The sequence below is a fragment of the Acidovorax sp. 62 genome (assembly GCF_002754495.1).
GTDB lineage: Bacteria > Pseudomonadota > Gammaproteobacteria > Burkholderiales > Burkholderiaceae_C > Acidovorax.
The window spans coordinates 4,761,602-4,784,576 of record NZ_PEFJ01000001.1 but is presented as its reverse complement, the minus strand read 5'-3'; the positions used below and the strand labels follow the sequence as shown (position 1 = coordinate 4,784,576).

17 protein-coding genes are annotated in these 22,975 nt (G+C 64.9%); 5 read left to right on the top strand and 12 right to left on the bottom strand.

Annotated features, from left to right (window positions below; all coding sequences use genetic code 11):
• Positions 1–59 precede the first annotated feature (59 nt).
• Positions 60–977 (top strand): cysteine synthase A, encoded by a 918-nt coding sequence (gene cysK, locus CLU86_RS21505; RefSeq protein ID WP_099743051.1) that lies wholly within the window; start codon positions 60–62, stop codon positions 975–977.
• A 211-nt stretch (positions 978–1,188) separates the two neighbouring features.
• Positions 1,189–2,907 carry an NAD(P)/FAD-dependent oxidoreductase gene (locus CLU86_RS21500; protein WP_099743050.1) on the top strand — a complete coding sequence of 573 codons (1,719 nt, stop codon included), beginning with the start codon at positions 1,189–1,191 and terminating at the stop codon, positions 2,905–2,907.
• 34 nt (positions 2,908–2,941) lie between these two features.
• Here CLU86_RS21500 and CLU86_RS21495 read toward each other — a convergent pair whose 3' ends face one another.
• From CLU86_RS21495 to CLU86_RS21450, 10 genes are all read right to left on the bottom strand, one after another.
• Complete coding sequence (locus tag CLU86_RS21495) at positions 2,942–4,522, bottom strand: methyl-accepting chemotaxis protein (protein ID WP_099743049.1); 1,581 nt, start codon at positions 4,520–4,522, stop codon at positions 2,942–2,944.
• Positions 4,523–4,745: 223 nt separating this feature from the next.
• Positions 4,746–5,735 (bottom strand): tripartite tricarboxylate transporter substrate binding protein, encoded by a 990-nt coding sequence (locus CLU86_RS21490; RefSeq protein ID WP_099743048.1) that lies wholly within the window; start codon positions 5,733–5,735, stop codon positions 4,746–4,748.
• A 113-nt stretch (positions 5,736–5,848) separates the two neighbouring features.
• A complete protein-coding gene (locus CLU86_RS21485) occupies positions 5,849–6,790 on the bottom strand; it encodes a tripartite tricarboxylate transporter substrate binding protein (protein ID WP_233195339.1) in 942 nt (313 codons plus the stop codon).
• Positions 6,791–6,869: 79 nt separating this feature from the next.
• Positions 6,870–7,802 (bottom strand): electron transfer flavoprotein subunit alpha/FixB family protein, encoded by a 933-nt coding sequence (locus CLU86_RS21480; protein ID WP_099743046.1) that lies wholly within the window; start codon positions 7,800–7,802, stop codon positions 6,870–6,872.
• 152 nt (positions 7,803–7,954) lie between these two features.
• The gene (locus CLU86_RS21475) at positions 7,955–8,704 is read right to left on the bottom strand and encodes an electron transfer flavoprotein subunit beta/FixA family protein (RefSeq protein ID WP_099743045.1); all 750 of its coding nucleotides are present in this window, start codon (positions 8,702–8,704) and stop codon (positions 7,955–7,957) included.
• Positions 8,705–8,801: 97 nt separating this feature from the next.
• Entirely contained in the window at positions 8,802–10,037 is a 1,236-nt protein-coding gene (locus tag CLU86_RS21470; RefSeq protein WP_099743044.1) for a CaiB/BaiF CoA-transferase family protein, read from the bottom strand.
• A gap of 65 nt (positions 10,038–10,102) precedes the next feature.
• Positions 10,103–11,239: an acyl-CoA dehydrogenase family protein gene (locus CLU86_RS21465; protein ID WP_099743043.1), complete on the bottom strand. Its 1,137-nt coding sequence runs from the start codon at positions 11,237–11,239 to the stop codon at positions 10,103–10,105.
• Between the two features lie 10 nt (positions 11,240–11,249).
• On the bottom strand, positions 11,250–12,446 hold the full coding sequence (locus CLU86_RS21460; RefSeq protein ID WP_099743042.1) for an acyl-CoA dehydrogenase family protein: 1,197 nt from the start codon (positions 12,444–12,446) through the stop codon (positions 11,250–11,252).
• A gap of 177 nt (positions 12,447–12,623) precedes the next feature.
• Positions 12,624–13,799: an acetyl-CoA C-acyltransferase gene (locus CLU86_RS21455; protein WP_099743758.1), complete on the bottom strand. Its 1,176-nt coding sequence runs from the start codon at positions 13,797–13,799 to the stop codon at positions 12,624–12,626.
• 202 nt (positions 13,800–14,001) lie between these two features.
• On the bottom strand, positions 14,002–16,119 hold the full coding sequence (locus tag CLU86_RS21450; protein WP_099743041.1) for a 3-hydroxyacyl-CoA dehydrogenase NAD-binding domain-containing protein: 2,118 nt from the start codon (positions 16,117–16,119) through the stop codon (positions 14,002–14,004).
• Positions 16,120–16,300: 181 nt separating this feature from the next.
• Here CLU86_RS21450 and CLU86_RS21445 point away from each other — a divergent pair, with 181 nt between their 5' ends.
• From CLU86_RS21445 to CLU86_RS21435, 3 genes are all read left to right on the top strand, one after another.
• Complete coding sequence (locus tag CLU86_RS21445; RefSeq protein WP_099743040.1) at positions 16,301–17,278, top strand: LysR family transcriptional regulator; 978 nt, start codon at positions 16,301–16,303, stop codon at positions 17,276–17,278.
• A 177-nt stretch (positions 17,279–17,455) separates the two neighbouring features.
• Entirely contained in the window at positions 17,456–17,911 is a 456-nt protein-coding gene (locus CLU86_RS21440) for a hypothetical protein (protein ID WP_099743039.1), read from the top strand.
• 9 nt (positions 17,912–17,920) lie between these two features.
• Positions 17,921–20,878 (top strand): DUF4132 domain-containing protein, encoded by a 2,958-nt coding sequence (locus tag CLU86_RS21435; protein ID WP_099743038.1) that lies wholly within the window; start codon positions 17,921–17,923, stop codon positions 20,876–20,878.
• A gap of 160 nt (positions 20,879–21,038) precedes the next feature.
• Here the strand turns inward: CLU86_RS21435 and htpX are convergent, their stop codons facing one another.
• Together htpX and CLU86_RS21425 are read right to left on the bottom strand one after the other, a co-directional pair.
• Positions 21,039–21,917, bottom strand: coding sequence for a protease HtpX (gene htpX / locus CLU86_RS21430; protein WP_099743037.1), 879 nt, complete (start codon positions 21,915–21,917; stop codon positions 21,039–21,041).
• 290 nt (positions 21,918–22,207) lie between these two features.
• Positions 22,208–22,975, bottom strand: a complete 768-nt coding sequence (locus CLU86_RS21425) for an ABC transporter ATP-binding protein (protein ID WP_099743036.1) — start codon at positions 22,973–22,975, stop codon at positions 22,208–22,210.

The following is a 22,975-nucleotide window of genomic DNA, read 5'->3' as shown; positions in this document are numbered from 1 at the left end:
GTGGTTCAGAATGCGCGTCACATCCCTACAACCCAATCCGACACCTCACAGGAGACGCCATGAAAGTTGACAACATTCTGCAAACCATCGGCAACACGCCCCACGTGCGCATCAACCGCCTGTTTGGCCCGGGCGCCAACGTGTGGGTGAAGTCCGAGCGCAGCAACCCCGGCGGCTCCATCAAAGACCGCATTGCGCTGGCCATGGTGGAAGACGCAGAAAAATCGGGCGCACTGCAACCCGGCGGCACCATCATCGAGCCCACCAGTGGCAACACCGGCATTGGCCTGGCGCTGGTGGCAGCCGTGAAGGGCTACCGCCTGATTTTGGTGATGCCCGACAGCATGAGCATTGAGCGCCGCCGCCTGATGCTGGCCTATGGCGCGCAGTTTGACCTGACCCCGCGTGAAAAGGGCATGAAGGGCGCGATTGCCCGCGCGCAAGAGCTGCAGGCGCAGACGCCGGGCGCATGGATTCCACAGCAGTTTGAGAACCCGGCCAACATCGACATCCACGTGCGCACCACGGCGCAGGAAATCCTGGCGGACTTTCCCGATGGGCTGGACGCCATCATCACCGGCGTGGGCACGGGCGGTCACCTCTCGGGCACGGCCCGTGTGCTCAAGGCCAAATTCCCACAACTCAAGGTGTTTGCGGTCGAGCCCACGGCCTCGCCCGTCATCTCGGGCGGCGCACCGGCGCCCCACCCCATCCAGGGCATTGGTGCGGGGTTCATCCCCAAGAACCTGGACACCAGCCTGCTCGACGGCGTGATCCAGGTCGATGCCGAACCGGCCCGCGAATACGCCCGCCGCTGCGCGCGCGAAGAAGGCATGCTGGTGGGCATTTCGTCGGGCGCCACCCTGGCGGCCATCGCCCAAAAACTGCCCGATTTGCCTGCTGGTGCCAAGGTGCTGGGCTTCAACTACGACACGGGCGAGCGCTATCTGTCGGTCGAAGGCTTCTTGCCCGCCTGAGACGGGGATACAAGCAAAATTGGCCTCTAGCGCTTTATAAATAAGCGCAAGCAGCTATTAAATAGATAGCACAACAGACAACCACTGCGCTGCCACCGGGCCCGCCACATGGCGGGCCTTTTTCATGGGCAGGGCTCCGCGCGGTGCGCGCCGGTAAAATCACGGCCCCACGACTTTGCAAGCCGCCCGATCGACACGGGCCCGCAAGACCATGATCCGACTCTCCGAAATCCGGCTGCCCTTCACCGTGGCCGAAGCCCCCGAGGCGCCGCTGCGCGCCGCCGTCCCGCCCCTGCTGGGCCTGGCACCGGCCGACATTGCCCACATCCACATCTTCAAGCGCAGCTTTGACGCCCGCAAGGCCGACCTGCTGGCGGTCTACATCGTGGACGTGACGCTGGCCCAACCCGAGCACGAAGCCGCGCTGCTGGCCCAGTTTGCTGGCAACCCGCACATCCAGCCCACGCCTGACATGGCCTGGCACCCCGTGGGCCAGGCGCCTGCCGACCTGCCCCTGCGCCCCGTGGTGGTGGGCTTTGGGCCCTGCGGCATTTTTGCGGCGCTGGTGCTGGCGCAAATGGGCTTCAAGCCCATCGTGCTGGAGCGCGGCAAGACCGTGCGCGAGCGCACCAAAGACACCTGGGGCCTGTGGCGCAAGCGCGAGCTGCATGCCGAAAGCAACGTGCAGTTTGGTGAAGGCGGCGCAGGCACCTTCAGCGACGGCAAGCTCTACAGCCAGATCAAGGACCCGCGCCACCTGGGCCGCAAGGTGATGCACGAGTTCGTCAAGGCCGGTGCGCCCGAAGAAATCCTGTACGTCGCCCACCCGCACATCGGTACCTTCAAGCTGGTGAAGGTGGTGGAGAACCTGCGCGAGCAGATCATTGCGCTGGGCGGCGAGATCCGCTTTGAGCAGCGCGTGACGGACGTGATCGTGGAGGGCACTGGAGAACACCGCCACCTGCGCGGCCTCAAGGTGCTGAACCAGGCCACGGGCGAGATCACCGAGCTGCGGGCCGACCACGTGGTGATGGCGCTGGGCCACAGCTCGCGCGACACCTTTGCCATGCTGTACCAGCGCGGCGTGGCCATGGAGGCCAAGCCGTTTTCCATCGGCTTTCGCATCGAGCACCCGCAGGGCGTGATCGACCGCGCGCGCTGGGGCCGCCACGCGGGCCACCCGCTGCTGGGCGCGGCCGACTACAAGCTGGTGCACCACGCTGCCAACGGCCGCGCGGTGTACAGCTTTTGCATGTGCCCCGGTGGCACCGTGGTGGCCGCCACCAGCGAACCGAACCGCGTGGTGACCAACGGCATGAGCCAGTATTCGCGCAACGAACGCAACGCCAACGCGGGCATGGTGGTGGGCATTGATCCAAGCGACTACCCCAGCGACCCCGCGGCATTTGAAGCCCAGCTGGGCCAAACCTATGGCGTGGAGGCACTGCCTGCCGGGCAGTTTCACCCCCTGGCGGGCAGCGTGCTGCAGCGGCAGCTCGAATCGAACGCCTTTGTGCTGGGCGGGAGCGACTACAGCGCGCCTGGGCAACTGGTGGGTGACTTCATACGGGGCACGCCGTCCAAGCAACTCGGCGATGTGGAGCCCTCGTACAAGCCCGGCGTGGCCCTGGGCGACCTGCACGCCGCCCTGCCCGGCTACGCCATCGAGGCGCTGCGCGAGGCCCTGCCCGCGTTCGGCCGCAAGATCAAGGGCTTTGACATGCACGATGCGGTGCTGACGGGGGTGGAGACGCGCACGTCGTCGCCCCTGAAGATCGGGCGCGGCGACAACCTGCAAAGCCTGAACACGCCCGGCCTGTACCCGGCGGGCGAAGGCGCCAGCTACGCGGGCGGCATTTTGTCGGCCGGGGTGGATGGCATCAAAGTGGGTGAGGCCGTGGCGCGCAGCCTGCTTGGCGTGCAGGGCTGAGCGCCCACGCTCCCAGTGCCCTGACCCAACCGTCTCAGCGCAGCGCCTTGTATTGGCCTTGCGCTGCGGGCAAGCGGAAGGCCTCGACCAACTCGGCCAGTTGCTGGGCCTGCACCCGCAGGCCGTGCGCGGCAGCGGAGGACTCTTCCACCAGCGCAGCGTTTTGCTGCGTCATCTGATCGAGCTGCGACACGGCCTCGCCCACCTGGCTCAGGCCCGTGGTCTGCTCGCGCGTGGCGGTGCTGATCTCGCCAATGATGGTGGCGACCTGCTGCACCGAGTTCACGATCTCGCCCATGGTGCCGCCTGCGGCGTGCACCAACTGCGTGCCTTCATCCACCTGGCGCACGCTCTCGCTGATCAGCCCCCCAATCTCTTTGGCGGCCGTGGCCGAGCGCTGTGCCAGGCTGCGGACCTCGCTGGCCACCACAGCAAAGCCCCGGCCTTGCTCGCCTGCACGGGCGGCTTCCACCGCAGCGTTCAGCGCCAGGATATTGGTCTGGAAGGCGATGCCATCGATCACGCTGGTGATGTCGGCAATGCGGCGCGAGGATTGGGAAATGCCATCCATCGTGCCCACCACGCGGTCCACCGCCTCGCGCCCGCGCCGGGCCACGTCGCTGGCGCCACCAGCCAGCTGGCTGGCCTGCGCGGCGGCATCGGCGCTGTGGCGCACGGTGGCCAGCAGCTCTTCCATGCTGGCGGCAATTTCTTCCAGGTTGGAGGCGGTCTGCTCAGTGCGGGCAGACAAGTCGCTGTTGCCGGCCGCAATCTCGCTGCTGGCACCTGCCACGGAAGTACTGGCCTGCCGCATACCCACCACCAGCTCGCCCAGCCGGGTTTGCATGCCGCCCAAGCGCGAGAGCAAGGCCTGCAGCTCATCGCGGCTGCCCGGGGCAGAGGCTGGCACAGCGGAAGTCAGATCGCCCTCGGCAATGCGGTCGGTCACCTCGGCCGCATGGGCCAGGGGGCGCAAGATGGAGCGCGACAGCACCCAGGCGCACACCAGACTCAGCACCAGCCCCAGCACCGATCCAGCCGCCAGCAAAAAGATGCCCTGGCTGGCACTGCGGGCCGCAGCTTCGCGGTCCTCCGCCACCAGTTGCTGTTGAAACGCTGCGAGCTTGTCGACGGCATCGGCATAGGCATCCGCCGCAGGGCGCAGCTGCTTGCCCACCGCATCGGCAGCCAGCGCCTCACCCGCTTTGCGGCGCTTGACCAGATCGTCACGCACCGAACGGAAGGTGTTGCCCGCCTTGTCGATCGCATCGAACAGCGCCTGCGATTTGGCATCGTCGGCCAGCACGTCCAGGCGCTTGCGCACTTCGGCCGAGCGGGCCGATGTCGCCTTGCGGTCGGCATCAATGCGGGCAGCGTAGGCGGGGTTGTCGATCTCCAGCAGAGTCTCGGCGCGCACCGAGCTGAGCACCACAATGGAATGCAGCTCACGCGCGAGCACGGCGCGCTCTGAGGCGGGGCCGCCCAGCTCATCGGCAATTTGCTGCAAACCAGACAATCGCCAGATGCCTACCGCCGCAGACAACGATGTGACCAGGCAAACAATACCGAAGGCCAGCGCCAGGCGAACAGCAACGCGCAGATGGGAAATGGACATGAGAAGTCCCTCAATCGAAGGGGTGGAAAACGCTCTGAAACGAACTGGAGTCACACCGGCGCAAGGCCGATGCTCTCTCAGTGTATCGACACAGTTTGTCAATTTGTAAGAGGGATTTCACACGCCCATGCCCGCGTAAGAATCTCACCACAGCCACCGACCCCGGACTTCGGTCCGGTTAACGATCTTTTCACAGTGCCCACCCTGCGAGCCAGGAGTCACCTCAGTCGAGCTTGACCCCGGCAGCCTGAATGACCCGGGCCCATTTGGCAGTTTCTGCCTGGATGAATGCATCGCATTCCTGCGGACTGGAGCCCTCGGCAAAGGTGCCCATCTCGGTCTCCAGCCGCTGGGTGACGGCGGGGCTTCGAATGATGCGAGCGACCTCTTCAGACATGCGCTGCACGATCTCACGGGGCACCCCGGCAGGCGCGAGCATGGCGGCCCAGGTACTGCCCACCAGATCGGGATAGCCCTGCTCTGCAAAGGTCGGGACGTCGGGCAAGGCAGGCAAACGTTTGTCGCTGGCGACGCCAATGAGGCGAATCCTGCCCGCCTTGGCCGGCTGGATCAGATTGGGTGGAGGGTCCAGAAACAGGGGAATCTGCCCGCCCAGCAGATCGGTCAGTGCCGGTGCAGCACCTTTGTACGGCACGTGCACCATATCGGTCTTGGTGACCAGTCGCATCAGCTCGGACGTCAGGTGCGCGGCCGATCCACTGCCCGAAGAGGCGAAGCTCAGCTTGCCCGGATTGGCCCGCGCGTAGGCCACCAGCTCCGCCGTGGTCTTGAAAGGCGCGTTGGCGGCCACCGCAGCCACCAGTGGCGATACGCCCATGAGCGATACCCCTACCAGATCTTTGCGGGGGTCGTAGGGCAGTTTGGGGTAGAGCGTGGTGTTGGCCGCGTAGGCCGCAATGACCACCGCAAAGGTATGCCCGTCAGGGGCTGCCTTGGCCACGGCGTCCACCCCGATGATGCTGTTGGCCCCTGGCTTGTTGTCCACCACCACAGGCTGCCCCAGACGCTGCTGCAAACCCACCTGCAGCAGGCGCGCCATCTGGTCGGTAAAGCCACCGGCCGTGTAGGGCACGACGATACGGATGGGCTTGCTGGGCCACGCACTTTGCGCCCAGGACGCAGGGGATAGCACGGCACCAGCGGCAAGGCCTGTGCCGCGGCGGATGAAAGCACGGCGGGTATTCAATGGCATGGGAGTCTCCTGGGGATAAGAGCGAAGAGTCTGTTTACGAGCCTTTGCCAATGCCCAGGGGCCTCCGAGCCATGCTCAACGACGCCAGGGCATCCGCACTGTCACAGTCGATGTCACTGCGCTGCCAGGCCCAGGCGATCAATCAACACCTTGTCCTTGGCAAAGGTGTCCTTGGCCCACTGGGCATAGTCCGCCCCCGAGCGGTACCAGGACTCCTGATTGAGCTGCTTGAGCACCTCTGCGTGGCGAGGATCGTCCATGGCCTTCTTGAAGGCGTTGTGCAGCTTGGCCGTGATGGCAGGGTCCATGCCCTTGGGACCCACCAGGCCGTAGGGCGAAGTGGATACCACCCCATAGCCCAGCTCCTTGGCCGTGGGCACGTCAGGCCAGCGGGCAGAGCGCTTTTCGCCGAAGGTCAGCAACAAGCGCATCTGGCCTGCCTCCACATAGGTGTCCCAGCCCGAGGCATCGCTGGAGGCCGTCACATGGCCGCCGAGCAGGGCTTGCTGCAAATCCGCATTGCCTTTGAACGGCACATGGTTGAGCGTGACCTTGGCGTTGATGGCCAGCTCTTCCACCAGCAGATGGGGGGACGAACCAATGCCTGTTGAACCGTATTCGACCTTGCCGGGACTCTTACGCGCTGCGGCGATGTACTCGTGGAACGTCTTGTAGGGCGAATCCGAGCGCACGGTAAAGCCGAAGGTGTAGCCCGACAGACCGATGATGTAGGTGAAATCAGTCAGCGGATTCCAGGCCGTTTTTTGCATGTGCGCCATGCGCAGCATGGACATGGGGAATTGCGTGATGGTGTAGCCATCGGGCTTGGCGGTGCGGGCCATGACACCGGGGCCCAGGGTGCCGCCAGCACCCGGCTTGTTCTCCACGATGATGGACTGCCCTAGCTGCTTGCCCGCCAGATCGGCCAGGGTGCGCATGTGGCGGTCGGTTGGGCCACCTGCCGGGAAAGGCACGATCAGGGTGATGGGCTTGGTGGGGAACTCCTGCGCCTGTGCACTGCCCATGCAGGCACCGGCCAGCATTGCCAGCCCCATCGATAGCAGGCTGCGGCGGCTTGAGAAGTGGGTCATGTTTGTCTCCTGTAGTTATGAATGGATATGACAGCCACTGGCCTCAGAGCGCCTTGACCAATTCAGGCACAGCCGTGAACAGATCAGCCTCCAGCCCATAGTCGGCCACGCTGAAGATCGGCGCCTCAGGGTCCTTGTTGATCGCCACGATCACCTTGGAATCCTTCATGCCCGCCAAGTGCTGGATGGCACCCGAGATGCCGGCCGCGATGTACAGCTGGGGCGCCACGATCTTGCCGGTCTGGCCCACTTGCAGGTCGTTGGGGGCGTAGCCCGCATCCACCGCAGCGCGGCTGGCGCCGATGGCGGCGCCCAGCTTGTCGGCCAGCGGGGTGATGACTTCGTTGAACTTTTCTGCGCTGCCCAGCGCACGGCCACCGGAGACGATGATCTTGGCAGCGGTGAGTTCGGGGCGGTCGTTCTTGGCGATTTCGCTGCCCACGTAGCTGCTCTTGCCTGCATCGGCCGTCGCTGCTGCGGTTTCGACAGCGGCTGCGCCACCCGTGGCAGCTGCGGCATCAAAGCCGGTGGTGCGCACGGTGATGACCTTGACGCTGTCGGCGCTTTGCACGGTGGCAATGGCGTTGCCTGCGTAGATGGGGCGCTCGAAGGTGTCTTGGCTCACCACCTTGGTGATGTCGCTGATCTGAGCCACGTCGAGCTTGGCAGCAACGCGGGGGGCCACGTTCTTGCCACCTGCGGTGGCGGGGAACAGGATGTGGCTGTAGTTGGCAGCAATGGCCAGGACTTGCGCGGCCACGTTTTCTGCCAAGCCGTGGGCCAGGCTTGCGGCATCAGCATGGATGACCTTGCCCACACCAGCGATCTGGGCTGCTGCTTGGGCGGCTGCACCGGCGTTGTGGCCGGCAACGAGGACGTGCACGTCGCCACCGCAGGCCACAGCGGCCGTGACGGTGTTCAGGGTGGCGCCTTTGATGCTGGCGTTGTCGTGTTCAGCAATAACGAGAGAGGTCATGTCGGTCGTCTTTCTCTTGAATCTTGGAAGGTGCCGCTATCGCCTGCGACTGCCCGGTGCAGTGCGGTGGGTGCGCGGGACACCGAGGAAGGGCCGCCCCGCACCGAGGGTGTCGTCCCCCTGGGGGGAAGGCGCGAAGCGGCTCAGGGGGGTCAAATGACTTTCGCTTCGTTCTTGAGTTTCTCGACCAGGGCGGCCACGTCGGCCACCTTCACGCCAGCGCCGCGCTTGGCGGGCTCTGTGACTTTGAGGGTCTTCAGGCGGGGGGGCACGTCCACGCCGAGGTCTTCGGGCTTGACGGTGTCCAGCTGCTTTTTCTTGGCCTTCATGATGTTGGGCAAGGTGACGTAGCGGGGTTCGTTCAGGCGCAGGTCGGTGGTGATGACGGCGGGCAAGCTCAGGGCCAGGGTTTCCAGGCCGCCGTCGATTTCGCGGGTCACGTGAACCTTGTCGGCAGCCAATTCGACCTTGCTGGCGTTGGTGGCCTGGGGCAGGTCCGCCAGGGCTGCGAGCATCTGGCCGGTCTGGTTGGCGTCGTCGTCGATGGCTTGTTTGCCCAGGATGATGAGCGCAGGTTGCTCTTTGTCCACCAGGGCCTTGAGCAGCTTGGCCACGGCCAGGGGTTGCAGTTCGACATCGGTCTCGACCAGGATGGCGCGGTCAGCGCCAATCGCCATGGCCGTGCGCAGGGTTTCCTGGCACTGGGCTACGCCGCAGGAGACTGCGATGACTTCGGTCACCAGGCCTTTTTCTTTCAGGCGCACGGCCTCTTCAACGGCGATTTCGTCAAAGGGGTTCATGCTCATCTTCACGTTGGCGATGTCCACACCCGTGTTGTCCGACTTCACTCGGACCTTCACGTTGTAGTCCACCACGCGCTTGACAGGGACCAGAACTTTCATAACCACACACTTTCTTGAGAGAAAAACACAGGCGAATGACACGCCAGAAAATCAGTACCTGAGCGGCTCGGCAACCACCAGAGGCAAACGACAGGGGTCAGGCAGAAGGCAAGGTCAGCACGCCCTGCTGTTGCAATTGCTGAAGCTGCTCATCACTCATGGACAAAAGGCGTTGCAGCACTTCGCGCGTGCCCTCACCCAGCGTGGGCGGTGCGTTGCGCAAAGGCAGGCGCAGCCCATCCAGGCGATACGGCGGCGCAAACACTGCCGTGGTGCCTGCCACGGGGTGCGGCATGTCGCGCAACAAGCCAGAGCGCTGGGTGCGCTCGCTGGTCAGCGCCTCGTGCAGGCCCGCCACCTTGCCGCACGGAATGCCCACGGCCTGCATGCGCTCGATCAGCAGGTCACGGGGATGGGTGCGAATCAAATTCTTGAGCAGCGGTGCCAGCTCCAGGCGATGCTGGGTACGGTTGACGTTGGTGGCAAAGCGGGGGTCTTCCACGATGTCGGGCCGCTGCAGCACCTGTCTGCAGAACTTGTCGAACTGCCCGTTGTTGCCCACCGCGATGATGAGCGGGCCATCGGCTGCGTCGTACATGCCGTAGGGCACGATGGAGGGATGCGCATTGCCATAGCGCTCAGGGTCGCGCCCCAGCAGCATGGCGTCCAGGCCGTAGTAGCCGGTGACCATGATGCCGCAGTCGTACAGCGCCATCTCAATGAGCCGCCCTTTGCCTGTGCGCTCGCGCCGGAACATCGCCGCCAGCACCGCTTGCGCCGCGTACATGCCGGTCATCAGGTCCACCACTGCGACGCCAAACTTCAGCGGCGGCTGCGAGGCCTCTCCATTCAAGGCCATCAACCCCGCTTCGCCCTGGATGACCAGGTCATACCCCGGGCGCTTGGCCTCGGGGCCGCTGCTGTCATAGCCCGCCACGGCGCAGTAGATCAGGTCAGGCTTGATGGCCTTGAGTTGCGCGTAGCCCAGGCCCAGCTTCTCTGCGCCACCGGTCTTGAAGTTGTGAACCACCACGTCGAACTGGGGCAGCAGATCGTGAACGATCTTCAGGCCTTCGGCGGTTTGAAGGTCGAGCGTGATGGACCGCTTGTTGCGGTTCATGCTGTTGTAGTAGGTGGTCTCTGTCTTGCCAATGCGCATGCCCCAGTCGCGGGTGTCATCGCCCCGGCCCGGGTGCTCGACCTTGATGACCTCGGCCCCAAAATCGGCCAGCACCTGCGCGCACAGCGGCCCGGCAAACACGCGCGACAGGTCGAGCACGCGCACCCCTTGCAGAGGGAGATCGAGGTCGCCAGATACTTCTTGTTCGTTCACAGTCTTTGTCTCCTTGGATGGATGCGCCTGCACTTCGGGTGCTCAGGCGCATCGGGGCACGCAGCTCAGCGCTGCCGCCCCAGCGCGATGAAGCGTGCCAGGTGGTGATCTTCATCGCCAAACTGGTGATCCACCATGACGAGGCGCTTGGCGTAGTGCGACAAGGGAAGCTCCCATGTCATGCCAATGCCGCCGTGCAGCTGGATGCTTTCCTCAGCCACCAGCGCGCCAATGCGGCCCATGGTGACCTTGGCGGCGGACAGTGCACGCTCGCGCTCGGTGCGGTCGGTACTGTCCATCGCGGCCGCTGCGTTGATGACGGCAGAGCGCGCCTGCTCCACTTCCAAAAGCAGGTCGGCCATGCGGTGCTGCAGGGCCTGGAAGCTGCCAATGGGCACACCAAACTGCTTGCGCGTTTGCAGGTATTCCAGCGTGTGCTTTTTGGCCACATCCATGGCGCCCAGCGCCTCGGCGCACACGGCCAGAATGCCCCAGCCCACGGCATGCTCCAGCGTGGTAAAGCCCTGCCCTTCGGCGCCCAGCAAGGCGCCCGCGCCCACCTGCACGTTCTGCAAGGTGACTTCGGCCACACGGCCACCATCGATGCGGCCCATGCCACGGCGGCTCAGGCCTGCGGCATCGGCGGGAACCAGGAACAGCGAGATGCCGTCTTCATCATCCACAGCGCCCGAGGTGCGGGCACTGACCAGCAGCAGCTGCGTCTGGTCGCCATGCAGCACCACGGCCTTGTGGCCGGTGAGTTGCCAGCCATCGCCATTGCGCACGGCACGGGTAGTGACGCGATTGAGTGCGTAGTGTGCGCCGGGCTCTTCATGCGCCAGCGCAGCCACAGTGCTGCCGTCGATGAGGCTGGCGATGTGTTCCTTTTGCGCTGCGCTGCCCGCCAGACCCAGCGCCCGACCCACCACCAGCGCGCCGACAAAGGGCTCCACCACCAGACCGCCGCTCAGGGCTTCAAACACCACGGCCACGTCAAAGCCCGCGCCGCCGAAGCCGCCATCGGCTTCTGGGAAGAGTGCGCCAATCGCGCCCAGCTCGGCAAAGCGGGCCCACAGCTCCGCGTCCATGCCGTTGTCGCCGTAGGCAATATGGTTGCGCGTCTCAATCCCGTACTGCTCGGCCACGAAGCGGTTCAGGGTGTCCGCCAGCATGCGGCGGTCTTCGGTATGTTCAAAGTTCATCGCGGCAACCTCACAGGCCGAGAATCATCTTGGAGATGATGTTCTTCTGAATTTCATTGGAGCCGCCAAAGATCGACAGCTTGCGGTAGTTGAAGTAATTCGCAGCTGCCGTCGCTGCCTCCTTGGGTCCCACGGGTTCTTCGGCATAGCCTTCGTACTGCGCTTCTTCGATGAAGGGCAGCGCGTAAGGCCCAACGGCGCGACGGATGAGCGACAGGATCTCCTGGCGGATCTCGGTGCCGCGGATCTTGAGCATGGAGCTTTCGGCCCCCGGCACACCGCCACCGGCCACGGCGGCAATCACGCGCAGGTTGGTGGTCTTCATGTTCTCCAGATCAATCTCGACCTGGGCCATGCGGGCGGCAAACAGCGGGTCCTGGTCCAGCGGCTTGCCGTTTTTGATGACCTTGGCGGCAATCACCTGGAGCTTGGCCAGTGCGGCAATGCAAAAGCCCACACCCGCGATGCCGGTGCGCTCGTAGGTCAGCAGGTACTTGGCGTAGGTCCAGCCCTTGTTCTCCTCGCCCACCAGGTTTTCTACCGGCACCTTCAAATCGGTGAAGAACACTTCGTTGACTTCCTTGTCCCCATCGAGCGTGCGGATGGGGCGCAGCTCCACGCCGGGCGATTGCATGTCCACCAGCAAGAAGCTGATGCCCGACTGCGCCTTGGCTTCGCGGTCGGTGCGCACCAGGCAGAAGATCATGTTGGCGTGCTGGCCCTGGGTGGTCCAGGTTTTCTGGCCGTTGACGATGTAGTGGTCACCCTGTCGTACCGCAGTAGTTTTCACAGAGGCCAGGTCCGAGCCCGCACCGGGTTCAGAGTAGCCCTGGCACCACCAGTCCTGCCCGCTCAGGATGCGCGGCAGCCAGTAGGTCTTTTGCGCTTCGTTGCCAAACTTGATGAGCACCGGGCCCAGCATGCTCACACCAAAGGGCACGATGCGCGGGCCACCGGCCAAGGCGCACTCGGTGTCAAAGATGAACTTTGCCACCGCGCCCCAGCCGGGGCCGCCATAGGCTTCGGGCCAGTGGTTGGCCAGCCAGCCGCGCTCGTTCAGGATGGCGTGCCAATCGTCCTGGTCGGCACGGGTCAGGCGCTGCCCGGCCTTGACCTTGGTGGCGATGCGTTCGGGCAGTTTGGCTTTCAAGAAAGCCTGCACCTCGGCGCGGAAGGCTTCTTCTTCAGGGGTGAAATTCAGGTCCATTGACGGTTTTCCTCAGTCATCCATGGCGCTATGCGCCTGTCTACGGCCTTCGCACCGGCGCGCCCCACGCGGGGGACGGCAAGCCAGGGCCTTTGCTGGCCGCGCCGCCCCGCAGCGAGGGCGTCGTCCCCCTCCCGCAGGAGAGGGGGAAGCGGCGCCAGCCGCTCAGGGGGTGTTTCAATAAATTTCGAAGAGGCCTGCGGCCCCCATGCCGCCTGCGATGCACATCGTCACCACGCCGTACTTGGCCTTGCGGCGGCGGCCTTCGAGCAGCAGGTGGCCCACCAGGCGTGCGCCGGTCATGCCGAAGGGGTGGCCAATGGCAATCGCCCCGCCGTTCACGTTCAGCCGCTCGGACGGAATGCCCAGGCGGCGCTGGCAGTACAGGGCCTGCGAGGCAAAGGCTTCGTTCATCTCCCACAGGTCAATGTCCTGCACCGTGAGGCCGTGGCGCGCCAGCAGCTTGGGCACGGCAAACACGGGGCCAATGCCCATTTCGTCGGGCTCGCAACCGGCCACCGCAAAGCCACGGAAGGCGCCCAGCGGCTGCAGGCCCCGGCGCTCGGCCTCCTTGGCTTCCATCAGCACGCAGGCGCTCGATCCGTCCGACAGCTGCGAGGCATTGCCTGCCGTGATGAACTGGCCCGGGCCCTTCACCGGCTCCAGCTTGGCCAGGCCTTCGAGCGTGGTGCTGGCGCGGTTGCAGTTGTCGTGCGTGGCGGTCACTTCGCGGTAGGTAACCTCGCCGGTCTCCTTGTTCTTTTCCATCATGCGCGTGGTGCAGGGCACGATCTCGTCGGCGAACACGCCCGCTTGCTGCGCAGCAGCGGTGCGCTGCTGGCTTTGCAACGAGAACGCATCCTGGTCTTCGCGGCTGATGCCGTAGCGGTGGGCCACGATGTCGGCCGTGTCGATCATGGCCATGTACAGCGCAGGCTTGTGCTCTTGCAGCCAGGGGTCCACGTCACCCGGCAGGCCTGGGCGGATGGCCGAGATGCTCTCCACCCCGCCCGCCACCATGGCAGGCACGCCTTCGGCCACGATGCGGCCTGCCGCAATCGCCACCGACTGCAGACCCGATGCGCAAAACCGGCTGGCCACCATGCCCGCCACCGAAAGGGGCAGGCCCGCACGCAGAGCCGTCTGGCGGCCAATGTTCTTGCCGGTGATGCCCTCGGGGTAGCCGCAGCCCATCACCAGGTCTTCGATCAGCTCGGGGTCGATGCCCGAGCGCTCGACCGCTGCCTTGACGGAAAAGGCCGCCAGCTGCGGGCCGGGTGTGGCATTGAATTCGCCCCGGTGCGACTTGGTCAATGGGGTGCGGGCGGTGGAAACGATGACGGCTTCGCGCATGATTTGCTCCTGATTTGATAGCTGCTTGCGCTTATTCATAAAGCGCTAGAGGCCAAAATGATTCAAAAAAATGGTACCTATGGGATGGAGCGACACCGGGAAAAAATCGGTTCAGCGCCCCCACTGACGCCCCCACCCGTTCGGGCTGAGCCTGTCGAAGCCTGGTACCGCGCTTCGACAGGCTCAGCGTGAACGGGCGGGGTCATGGGGACTGGTTCAGGCTGTCAAAGTTGCGCCCCTCCCGCACCAGTTGCACCAGCAAGGGCGAGGGCTTCGAGAACAGCGGGTCTTCCTGGGCAAAGGCCTCGATGTCGGCCAGCAGCTGGGGCAGGCCCGTCATGTCGGCCCACTTCATGGGGCCGCCCCGGTGGCGCGGAAATCCGTAGCCCGCGACAAAGGTCACATCCACATCCAGCGGGCGCAGGGCAATGCCTTCGTGCACCACATTCGCCCCTTCGTTGACCATGGCGGCCATGTAGCGGCGCATGATCTCGTCGGCGCTGAAGCTGCGGGGCGTGACGCCTTTCTTGGCGCGCTCGGCATCCACAATGGCCAGCACCTCGGGGTCGGGCTGGCCCACGCGGGCGCCTTCGGGGTAGAGGTAGAAACCGCGCCCCGTCTTTTGCCCGAACCAGCCGCGCTCGCAGATGCGGTCGGCAATCTCCACGTACCGGGCCTTGGGGTCGCGCGTGGCAGCGCGGCGCTTGCGCGTGGCCCAGCCAATGTCGCCACCGGCCAGGTCCGTGACCTGGAACGGACCCATGGCAAAACCAAAGCCGCGCACGGCTGCGTCGATCTCATACGGGCTGGCACCGTCTTCGAGCAGGTGGTCGGCCGCCTGCTTGTACACGGCCAGGATGCGGTTGCCGATGAAGCCGTCGCACACACCGGCGCGCACGGGCACCTTTTTGAGCTTCTTGGCCAGCTCAAACGCCGTGGCCACCACGTCGGGGGCCACCTGGGCGGGCACCACGATTTCCAGCAGCTTCATGATGTTGGCGGGGCTGAAGAAGTGCAGGCCGATCACGTCCTGCGGGCGGCGGGTGGCGGCGGCAATGGCGTCGATGTCGAGGTAGGACGTGTTGGTGGCCAGCACGGCGCCGGGCTTGCACACGCGGTCCAGCTCGCGGAACACGGCCTTCTTGACTTCGATGTCTTCAAACACGGCCTCGATCACCAGATCCACATTGGCGATGTCGGCATAGCTGATGCTACCGGTGTAACGCGCCATCACGGCGGCCTGGGCGGCATCGGTCATGCGGCCCTTGGCCACCAGGCCGTTGTAGACCTTTTCGACATTGGCGCGGCCCCGGGCAATGGACTCGGCATCGCGCTCGATCATGGTCACGGGCAGGCCCGCATCCAGCGCCGCCACGGCAATGCCCGCGCCCATGGTGCCGCCGCCGATGACGGCAATGCTGGCCACGGGGCGCGGCTGTGCGGCCTGGGCCTCGGGCACCTTGGCCACTTCGCGCTCGGCAAAAAAGGCATGGATGAGCCCAGCGCGCTGCGGGCTGTCGATGCATTCCATGAACAGCGCACGTTCGCGGGCCATGCCTTCGTCAAACGGGAGTTGCAGCGCGGCCTGCACGCATTCGATGATCTTGAGGGGGGAGAACAGGCCGCGCGACTTTTGGGCGGTCTCGGCCTTCTGCACCTCCAGCCAGTCCAGCGCAGCCTGCGGCTCGGCAATGGCCAGGTCACGCGTGCGGCGCACGGGGGCGTTGGCAGCCAGCAGCTCGCGCACATAGGCCAGGCCTGCGGCCTGCGGGTCGGGGCCTTCCACCAGCTTGTCCACCAGCCCGGCTTGCAGCGCGGCCTGTGCCTTGAGGGGTTGACCACTGAGCATGAGGGTGGTCGCAGCCTGCACGCCCATCAGGCGCGGGGCGCGCTGGGTGCCGCCCGAGCCGGGCAGCAGGCCCAGGTTCACCTCGGGCAGGCCCAGCGTAGCGGAAGGCAATGCAAGGCGGTAGTGGGCCGACAGCGCCACCTCCAGCCCGCCGCCCAAGGCTGCACCGTGCAGCATGGCGACCACGGGCTTGTTCAGGTTTTCTATGGCACGGCACACCTCGGGCAGGATGGGAGAGGCGGGTGGCTTGCCAAATTCGCGGATGTCAGCGCCCGCGATGAAGGCCTTGCCGGCACCCACCAGCAGCACTGCCTTGACGCCGGGCTGCTGCGCGGCTTGGTCCATGGCCGCAACCAAGCCTTGCCGAACGGCTGCGCCCAGTGCGTTGACCGGGGGGTTGTCGATGGTGACGATCTGCACCTCGTCCTGCACCCGCCATTGAACGACGGACGCTGTGGCGTCATGGGCCATGCACTTGTCTCCTTGCTTGTTCTTGTTCCAGACAGGCTGGGCTCGATCTAGCGCCGAGCCAGCCCGATGGGCTTGTCCTCATTCTTATGGCGACAATGGTTTATGACAATCTCATCATTCATTGACATACTGTCAAATAAATTTATCCAATCGAACCCTTTTAACCCCCGCTGAAGCCCCCATGGACTCCCAAGCCCTGAACCTGCTGGTTGAAATCATTGACAGCGGCAACCTTAGCCAGGCGGCCCGCAAGCTCAAGATGACACGTGCCAATGTGAGCTACCACCTCACCAAGCTCGAAAAAGACGTAGGGGTGCAACTGGTGCAGCGCTCCACCCGGCGGGTGGAGCCCACCGAGATCGGCATGCGGCTGTACCAGCATGGCCGCGCCATCCACAACGAAATCCTGGCAGCGCGCGAGGCGGTGACCTCGCTGGGCCGGGGCCTGCAGGGGCGGGTGGGCATCAGCGTGCCCAGCGGCTACGGGCAGATCGTGATGAGCGACTGGCTGATCGAGTTCAAGCGCCTGTACCCAGGCATCGTGCTGGATGTGCTGTTTGAAAACCGCGCCGACATCCTGCGCGACGAGGTGGACATTGCCGTGCGCGTGGTGCCCGAGCCCCCGCTGTCCATGGTGGCCCGCAGCCTAGGCAATGTGCGCTACCTGGCCTGCGCATCACGCGAATACGCCCAGCAGCACGGGCTGCCCCGCACCCTGCACGAGCTGCGCAACAGCCCGGTCATCACCGCGGGCGTGACGGGGCGGCACCTGCGCCTGGCCGCCTACCAGGGCGCCGAGCGGTACGAGGTGCTGCTGGAGCCCACGATGATTTCAGAGCACTTTCCATTCTTGCGCCAGGGCATCGTGGCGGGGCTGGGCGTGGGCCTGGTGCCCGACTACGTGGTGCAGGACAAGCTGGACAGCGGCGAGCTTGTCACCACACTGGACGAATACCGGCTGAGCATCTTCGGCACGCAGATGTACCTGCTGTACCTGCCAAACCGCCACCAGACGCGGGCTGTACGCACTTGCATCGACTTCATCCTGGCCAAGACCCGGCCACCCGAAACCAGCGGCGCGGATGCGCCCGCGCTGCAGGAGGCCGTTGAAAAAACAGCCACTCCCAAAAAGCCCTCCGCGCCAGGAGGTGGGGCTTAGCTGGCGCTGCAGCAACGCAGCCCTGCCATATCCAGATTTGGGGCGACCAAGCCTTGTGCCCCTGCCCTCCCCCCCGCACCGACGCACCCGACGGTTGACAAGTTGTCCAGCCCTGCGCGGCTCCCCACTTCTAGAATCCGGGCACAACCTGCGCATCTGCAGACACACCCCACCACCATGCCCCACTTGTTGTTGAACTGCGAGATTGCGGAACGCCAAAGCCCCGGCCTGCACCAGGGCCAGGTGGCGTTTCAGATGGACAGCCCGTCGATCTCGACCCGTGAGCTGATTGCCCTGAGCGTGCGGTCCCACCTGGCCTTGCAGCGCATTGCTCGCGCCAGTGCGGCCGCACCGGCACAGGCTGCGCCCCCCACACCCACGCTGACACAGGCCTTGATTGATGAAGGCTTGGCGCAGGGGCGCGTGGCCTTGCCCAGGCCACCAGAGCCTGCCAGCGAACCGGAGCTGGCGGTGCACGAGCAGACCGAGATCCATCGGGCCCTTGTCGCGTTCGAAGCGGGTGAGTTCCAGATGGTGGTCGATGGCACGCTGTACCGGTCGCATGCGCAGCTGGATCTGACAGACAGCTCGCACGCCGTTTTTTTGAGATTGCGCCCGCTGGTTGGCGGATGAAAGGAACCCATGAGTGAGATGCAGCAGTGGACGGCGAGCGCCGCGCAGCACGCCAGAGTCCAGCGTTTTGAAGCCTGGTTGCTGGCCTATGTGCAAGCGGCCAAGGACGCAGGCCGGAGCCTGGATGACGATGAGCGAGCCATTCGCAATGAAGGCGAGGAATCGCCGTTTTGCGAAGCGCTTCAAAAGGCGTTTGGCGACGAGGCCGAACAGCACCTCGCGGACTTTTTCATGTTTCCGGTGCTGCATGAAAGCATCCCCAACATGCGTGCGCGCGCAGACAGCGTGTGGAGCTTCGCACGCGATGTGAGCGATCTGCTGACGGAGGCCGTCACGAAGTGGGGGCGCGAATACACCGCCCATCTGGCCTTGCAGCGCTTGCGCCACCAGTTGAGCCATCCTGCCGACCCCACCGAATGCACCGCCCCGCGCTGGATGGACGCCGCGCGCGAACAGATTCACGCGCAGATTGAAGCACAGTACCGAGACTACCGGCTTGAGGATCTCAACAAAGCCTTGACCCGCAGCGTCCATCCATTTCTGGAGCCCGCCCCTGGCACGCTGGGCCGACTGCTGTGCGCATTGCCATCCTCGCGCACCCAGCTGGACGCGTTGCTGGATTTGATGGCGCACTCGTGCGACACCTGGGTGGACGAGCAGTTCCAACCGCCACCGCAGGTGGAAGACGGCAAGTGCGAGAGCCGCATGCGCACCTCTGCGTTTTTCGGACTGGCCGACTATGCAGATGATCTGGCGCAGGCCCGTGCGCGCTTCGGCCCGCTGGACTCTGCCTGGGTGCAGCGCCTGTTCGATGCAGAGTGGCCGCGCGGCGCGCAGGTGGTGGGCGCTTGCGTGCGGCAGGATGAAGACGTCTTGAAAGGCTTCCAGCCCGAGGCGCTGGACTGGGTGTACGCCCACTGCACCAAGCCACTGGAGGAAGCCATCAGCGCGCTGGGCCAGCTCGCAGACCATTGGAGCGTGGACTACGACCACCATACCGAACGCAGCCTGAGCGGAGTCCGCTTCGTCGTAGCGGGCGCGCGCCTGTTGGCGCAGATGCCGTCGCCGCCACCCCTCCTCGGGCTGGTGCAAGACTATGCGGATCGCCCCGCTGCCCGGGCCTTGAAACTGGTCTGCAATGTGCGCCCCCTGACTGCGGCCGAATCCGCCGAGCTGTTGGCCGAGCTGCGCCAGTTCACCCCCGAGGTGTTGCTGCAGTTGCTGCGCCACTGCCGCGCACAGGCCGACGAAGTGCTGGAGGCCCTGGGCTGGGGCAGCGCGGCGCCGCTGTACCGCTTCATGCGCGAGTGCGAGCAGGCCAACGCCAACGCGTATTTCGATGTGGCGTTGTTGAAGGAACACCTGCAGCGCGCAGGCAAGTCGGGCGAGCTGCTGCTGGCATGGCACAAGAAGTACAAGCACCTGAAAGTCACCATGCACCGTATCGAAGCGGTGCAAGGCGTGGAAGACAAAAGGCTGGCGGGCATGCTGGGCAAGCTCTCCCAAGAGCACATTCGCGTCTGGGGCATGGTGCCGATTCGGGATGATGCCGACCTGCGCGAGCGTTTTCAGTTTTTCAAAGGCGCGGGCAAGCAGGCATCGAAGATGTATGGCTCGGAGCGCACGGCCAATGTGCGCGATGCCGCCGCCGCCGCGCTGGTGCAGTTGGCGCACAACGCGGGGTTTGGAGACGTGACCGAGATGGAATGGTCACTCGACGCCAGCGCATACACCGCACAGGACTGGAGCTGGCAGCACGATGAGTACGCCGTGGAGCTGAGCCTGGAACGGTTCCAGCCACAGCTGAAGGTTGTGAAGGCTGGCAAGGCATTGAAAAGCCTGCCGCCTGCGCTGAAGAAAGACCCCGGCCTGGCACCGCTGCTGGCGCAGCTCGACCTGCTCAAGGACCAGAGCAAGCGCTACCGCACCGCCCTGGAAAACCTCATGGTCAGTGGCCGTGCGCTGGCACCGGAGCAACTGAAAGAACTCGCCAACCTGCCCATGGCTCGGCATTTGCTGACCGCGCTTTACCTGCAAACACCGGGCGGTGAGCTGGGCCTGCTGGACGACAGCCTGACCCAGCTGCGACTGCTGGACGCGGAGGGCCGCCTGGCAGATGTGCCCCAACCCGTGGAGCAGCCCCTGACCATCGCGCATGTCCATTCGTTGCTGGCGTCAGGCCGCTTGATCGCGTGCCAGCGGCACACCGTGGAATCGGCCCAGGTGCAACCGTTCAAGCAGGCGTTTCGTGAGTGCTATGTGCTCACACCCGCCGAGCGCGAAGCGCACGACCTGTCACGCCGCTTCGAGGGGCGCCGCGTCAAGACTTCGGTGCTGGGCGCGATCCTGTCGGCCCGGGGGTGGCGGGTCGATGGCAGTGAAGGCGATTGCACGGCCCACAAGCGCCTGGCACCCGACCTGACGGTGGAAGTCGCGCTGCCCGATGTCCACCACTTTTTGACCGAGGAAGAGGCCACGGTGCTGGGCGAGATCTGGCTCATCCGCCAAGGGAACCGCGTGCCCCTTGAAGAGGCCCCGGCCATCGGTTTCTCCGAGGCCATGCGCGACCTGGACCTGGTGATCACCGCAGGCGCGGCCGACAGCGATGAACATTCTGCCGAGGTGCAGCAAGCGCGGGTGGCACTGGTCGGCGCCCTGCTCCCCAGCCTGGGTTTGAAGAACGTTCGCCTGGAGGGGCACCACGCCATCGTCCAAGGCAAGCGCGCGAGCTACCGCCTGCACCTGGGCACGGCAGTGATCCACGTCATACCGGCCGGGTACCTGTGCATCGTGCCGGCCGACAAGGCGTCTCAGAAATCCGTGGCCTTGCCCTTTGTCGATGACGACCAGCGTACCAGCGAGGTGTTGTCCAAGCTGTTGCTGCTCAGCGCCGACGACAAAATCAAAGACCCAAGCATCCTGGCGCAGATCGAGGGCCGGCAAGCCGAGGCTCAGGCCCAGGACTGAACGTCAGCGCGGCCACTTTCAGCGGCCGCTGGCACACTTATTCCCAGGTGACGTGAGCCCCACAAAAAAACGCCACAGGGCGCAAACCCTGTGGCGTTTTTGTTTGGACGAACGGACTGCAGTGGGAGGCAGCCCCCCAACCTGCCCAACCCTGGGGCAGTTATTGCTGCTGCGCGTTTTGCAGGGCAGCAATGCGCTCTTCGATCGGCGGATGGGTGCTGAACAGCTTGCCAATGCCACCGGCAATGCCCATGGCGGCCACGCTCTTTGGCAGCTCGCCGGGGTGCATGCCACCCAGGCGGGCCAGGGCGTTGATCATGGGCTGGCGGCGACCCATGAGCTGGGCAGCACCTGCGTCGGCACGGAACTCGCGCTGGCGGCTGAACCAGGCCACGATCATCGCGGCCACAAAGCCCAGCACGATGTCGAGCACGATGGTGGTCACGTAGTAGCCGATGCCGGGGCCCGAGCTTTCCTCGTCGTTCTTGCGCAGGAAGCTGTCCACCGCGTAGCCGATGACGCGCGACAGGAACACCACGAACGTGTTCATCACGCCCTGAATCAGCGTCATGGTCACCATGTCGCCGTTGGCGATGTGGGCGACTTCGTGGCCAATCACGGCCTCGACTTCTTCGCGCGTCATGCCTTGCAGCAGACCGGTGGACACGGCCACCAGCGCCGAGTTTTTGAACGCGCCTGTGGCAAACGCATTGGGGTCGCCTTCAAAAATACCAACTTCAGGCATGCCGATCTTGGCTTCGTTGGCAAACTTGCGCACGGTCTCGACAATCCAGCGCTCGTCGGCCGAGCCGCTGCCGTCAATCACACGCACGCCAGACGACCACTTGGCCACCGGCTTGCTGATGAGCAGCGAAATGATCGCGCCGCCAAAACCCATGATGAGCGCGAAACCCAGCAAGGCGCCCAAGTTCAGGCCGTTGGCGGTGAGGTAGCGGTTCACGCCCAGCAGGCTGGCCACTACGCCCAGCACTAGCACGACGGCCAGGTTGGTCAATACAAATAACAAGATCCGTTTCATGGCTTCTCCGTGGGTGAAACAAGGACACAGGGCATTTAAGTGGGGGATGACTGCCGTGAATCAAGACCATCGCTGGCAGCAACCCACGGCACGCCCCATCTGCCCGTTTGAATGGCCCGATGTTAGGGCGAAACCCCAAAACGGCACGAATCCCCAGGCTGCAACGGGAATTAACCCCCTTCAGAACCGCTGCGCGAACGCGTTGGCCGCCACGCAAACGAGGAACAGAGGCTCCTGGCCCCTTGATGGGAAAGCGCTTGTGCAAGCGCCCAAGGATGGGGAGCAGAGCCTCAAATAGCGTGGGCGTGGCGCAGCGCTTGGAGCACCTGGCTTCGCAGCGTCGCCAGCGCCGCGCCTTCGCGCAACCGGGGCCGGTGCAGGGGCACGGCGATTTCAAGCGGAGGCTGGGCGCCGCCTGCCTCCAGCACCACGATGCGATCACTCAGCACCAGCGCTTCGTCCACGTCGTGGGTGACCAACAGCACGGCCACACCGTGGCGAAGGGCCAGGCCCGCCAGCATCTCTTGCAGCTTGATGCGGGTGAAGGCGTCCACGGCAGAAAAGGGCTCGTCCAGCAACAGCAGGCGCGGCCGGGTGAACAGGCCGCGTGCAATGGCCACGCGCTGCGCCTGTCCGCCCGAAAGTTGTTTGGGCAAGCGCTCACCCAGCCCAGCCAGGCCCACTTCGTCCAGCAGCAGTGGCACTTGGGGGTGGTGGCGACCGCCCCGCCCCAGATCAAAGGCCACGTTCTCTGCCACAGTGAGCCAAGGGAACAGGCGCGGCTCCTGAAAGATGAAACCCACATCGCGGGTGATGTCGGTCTGCACCTGGCCCGCCAGCAGCACCTGGCCCTGGTAATCAGTGTCCAGCCCCGCAATGATGCGCAGCAATGTGCTCTTGCCGCAGCCGCTGGCGCCCACCAGGCTCACCACCTCGCCCGGCCGCAAGCTCAGTCGCAGGTTCTGCAGCACGGGCCGCTGGTCAAAGGCTTTGCGGTGCACGGTCACATCGAGCAATGGGGCCGCTGCTGCACCCAATTCAGAGGCGGGATGGACCAT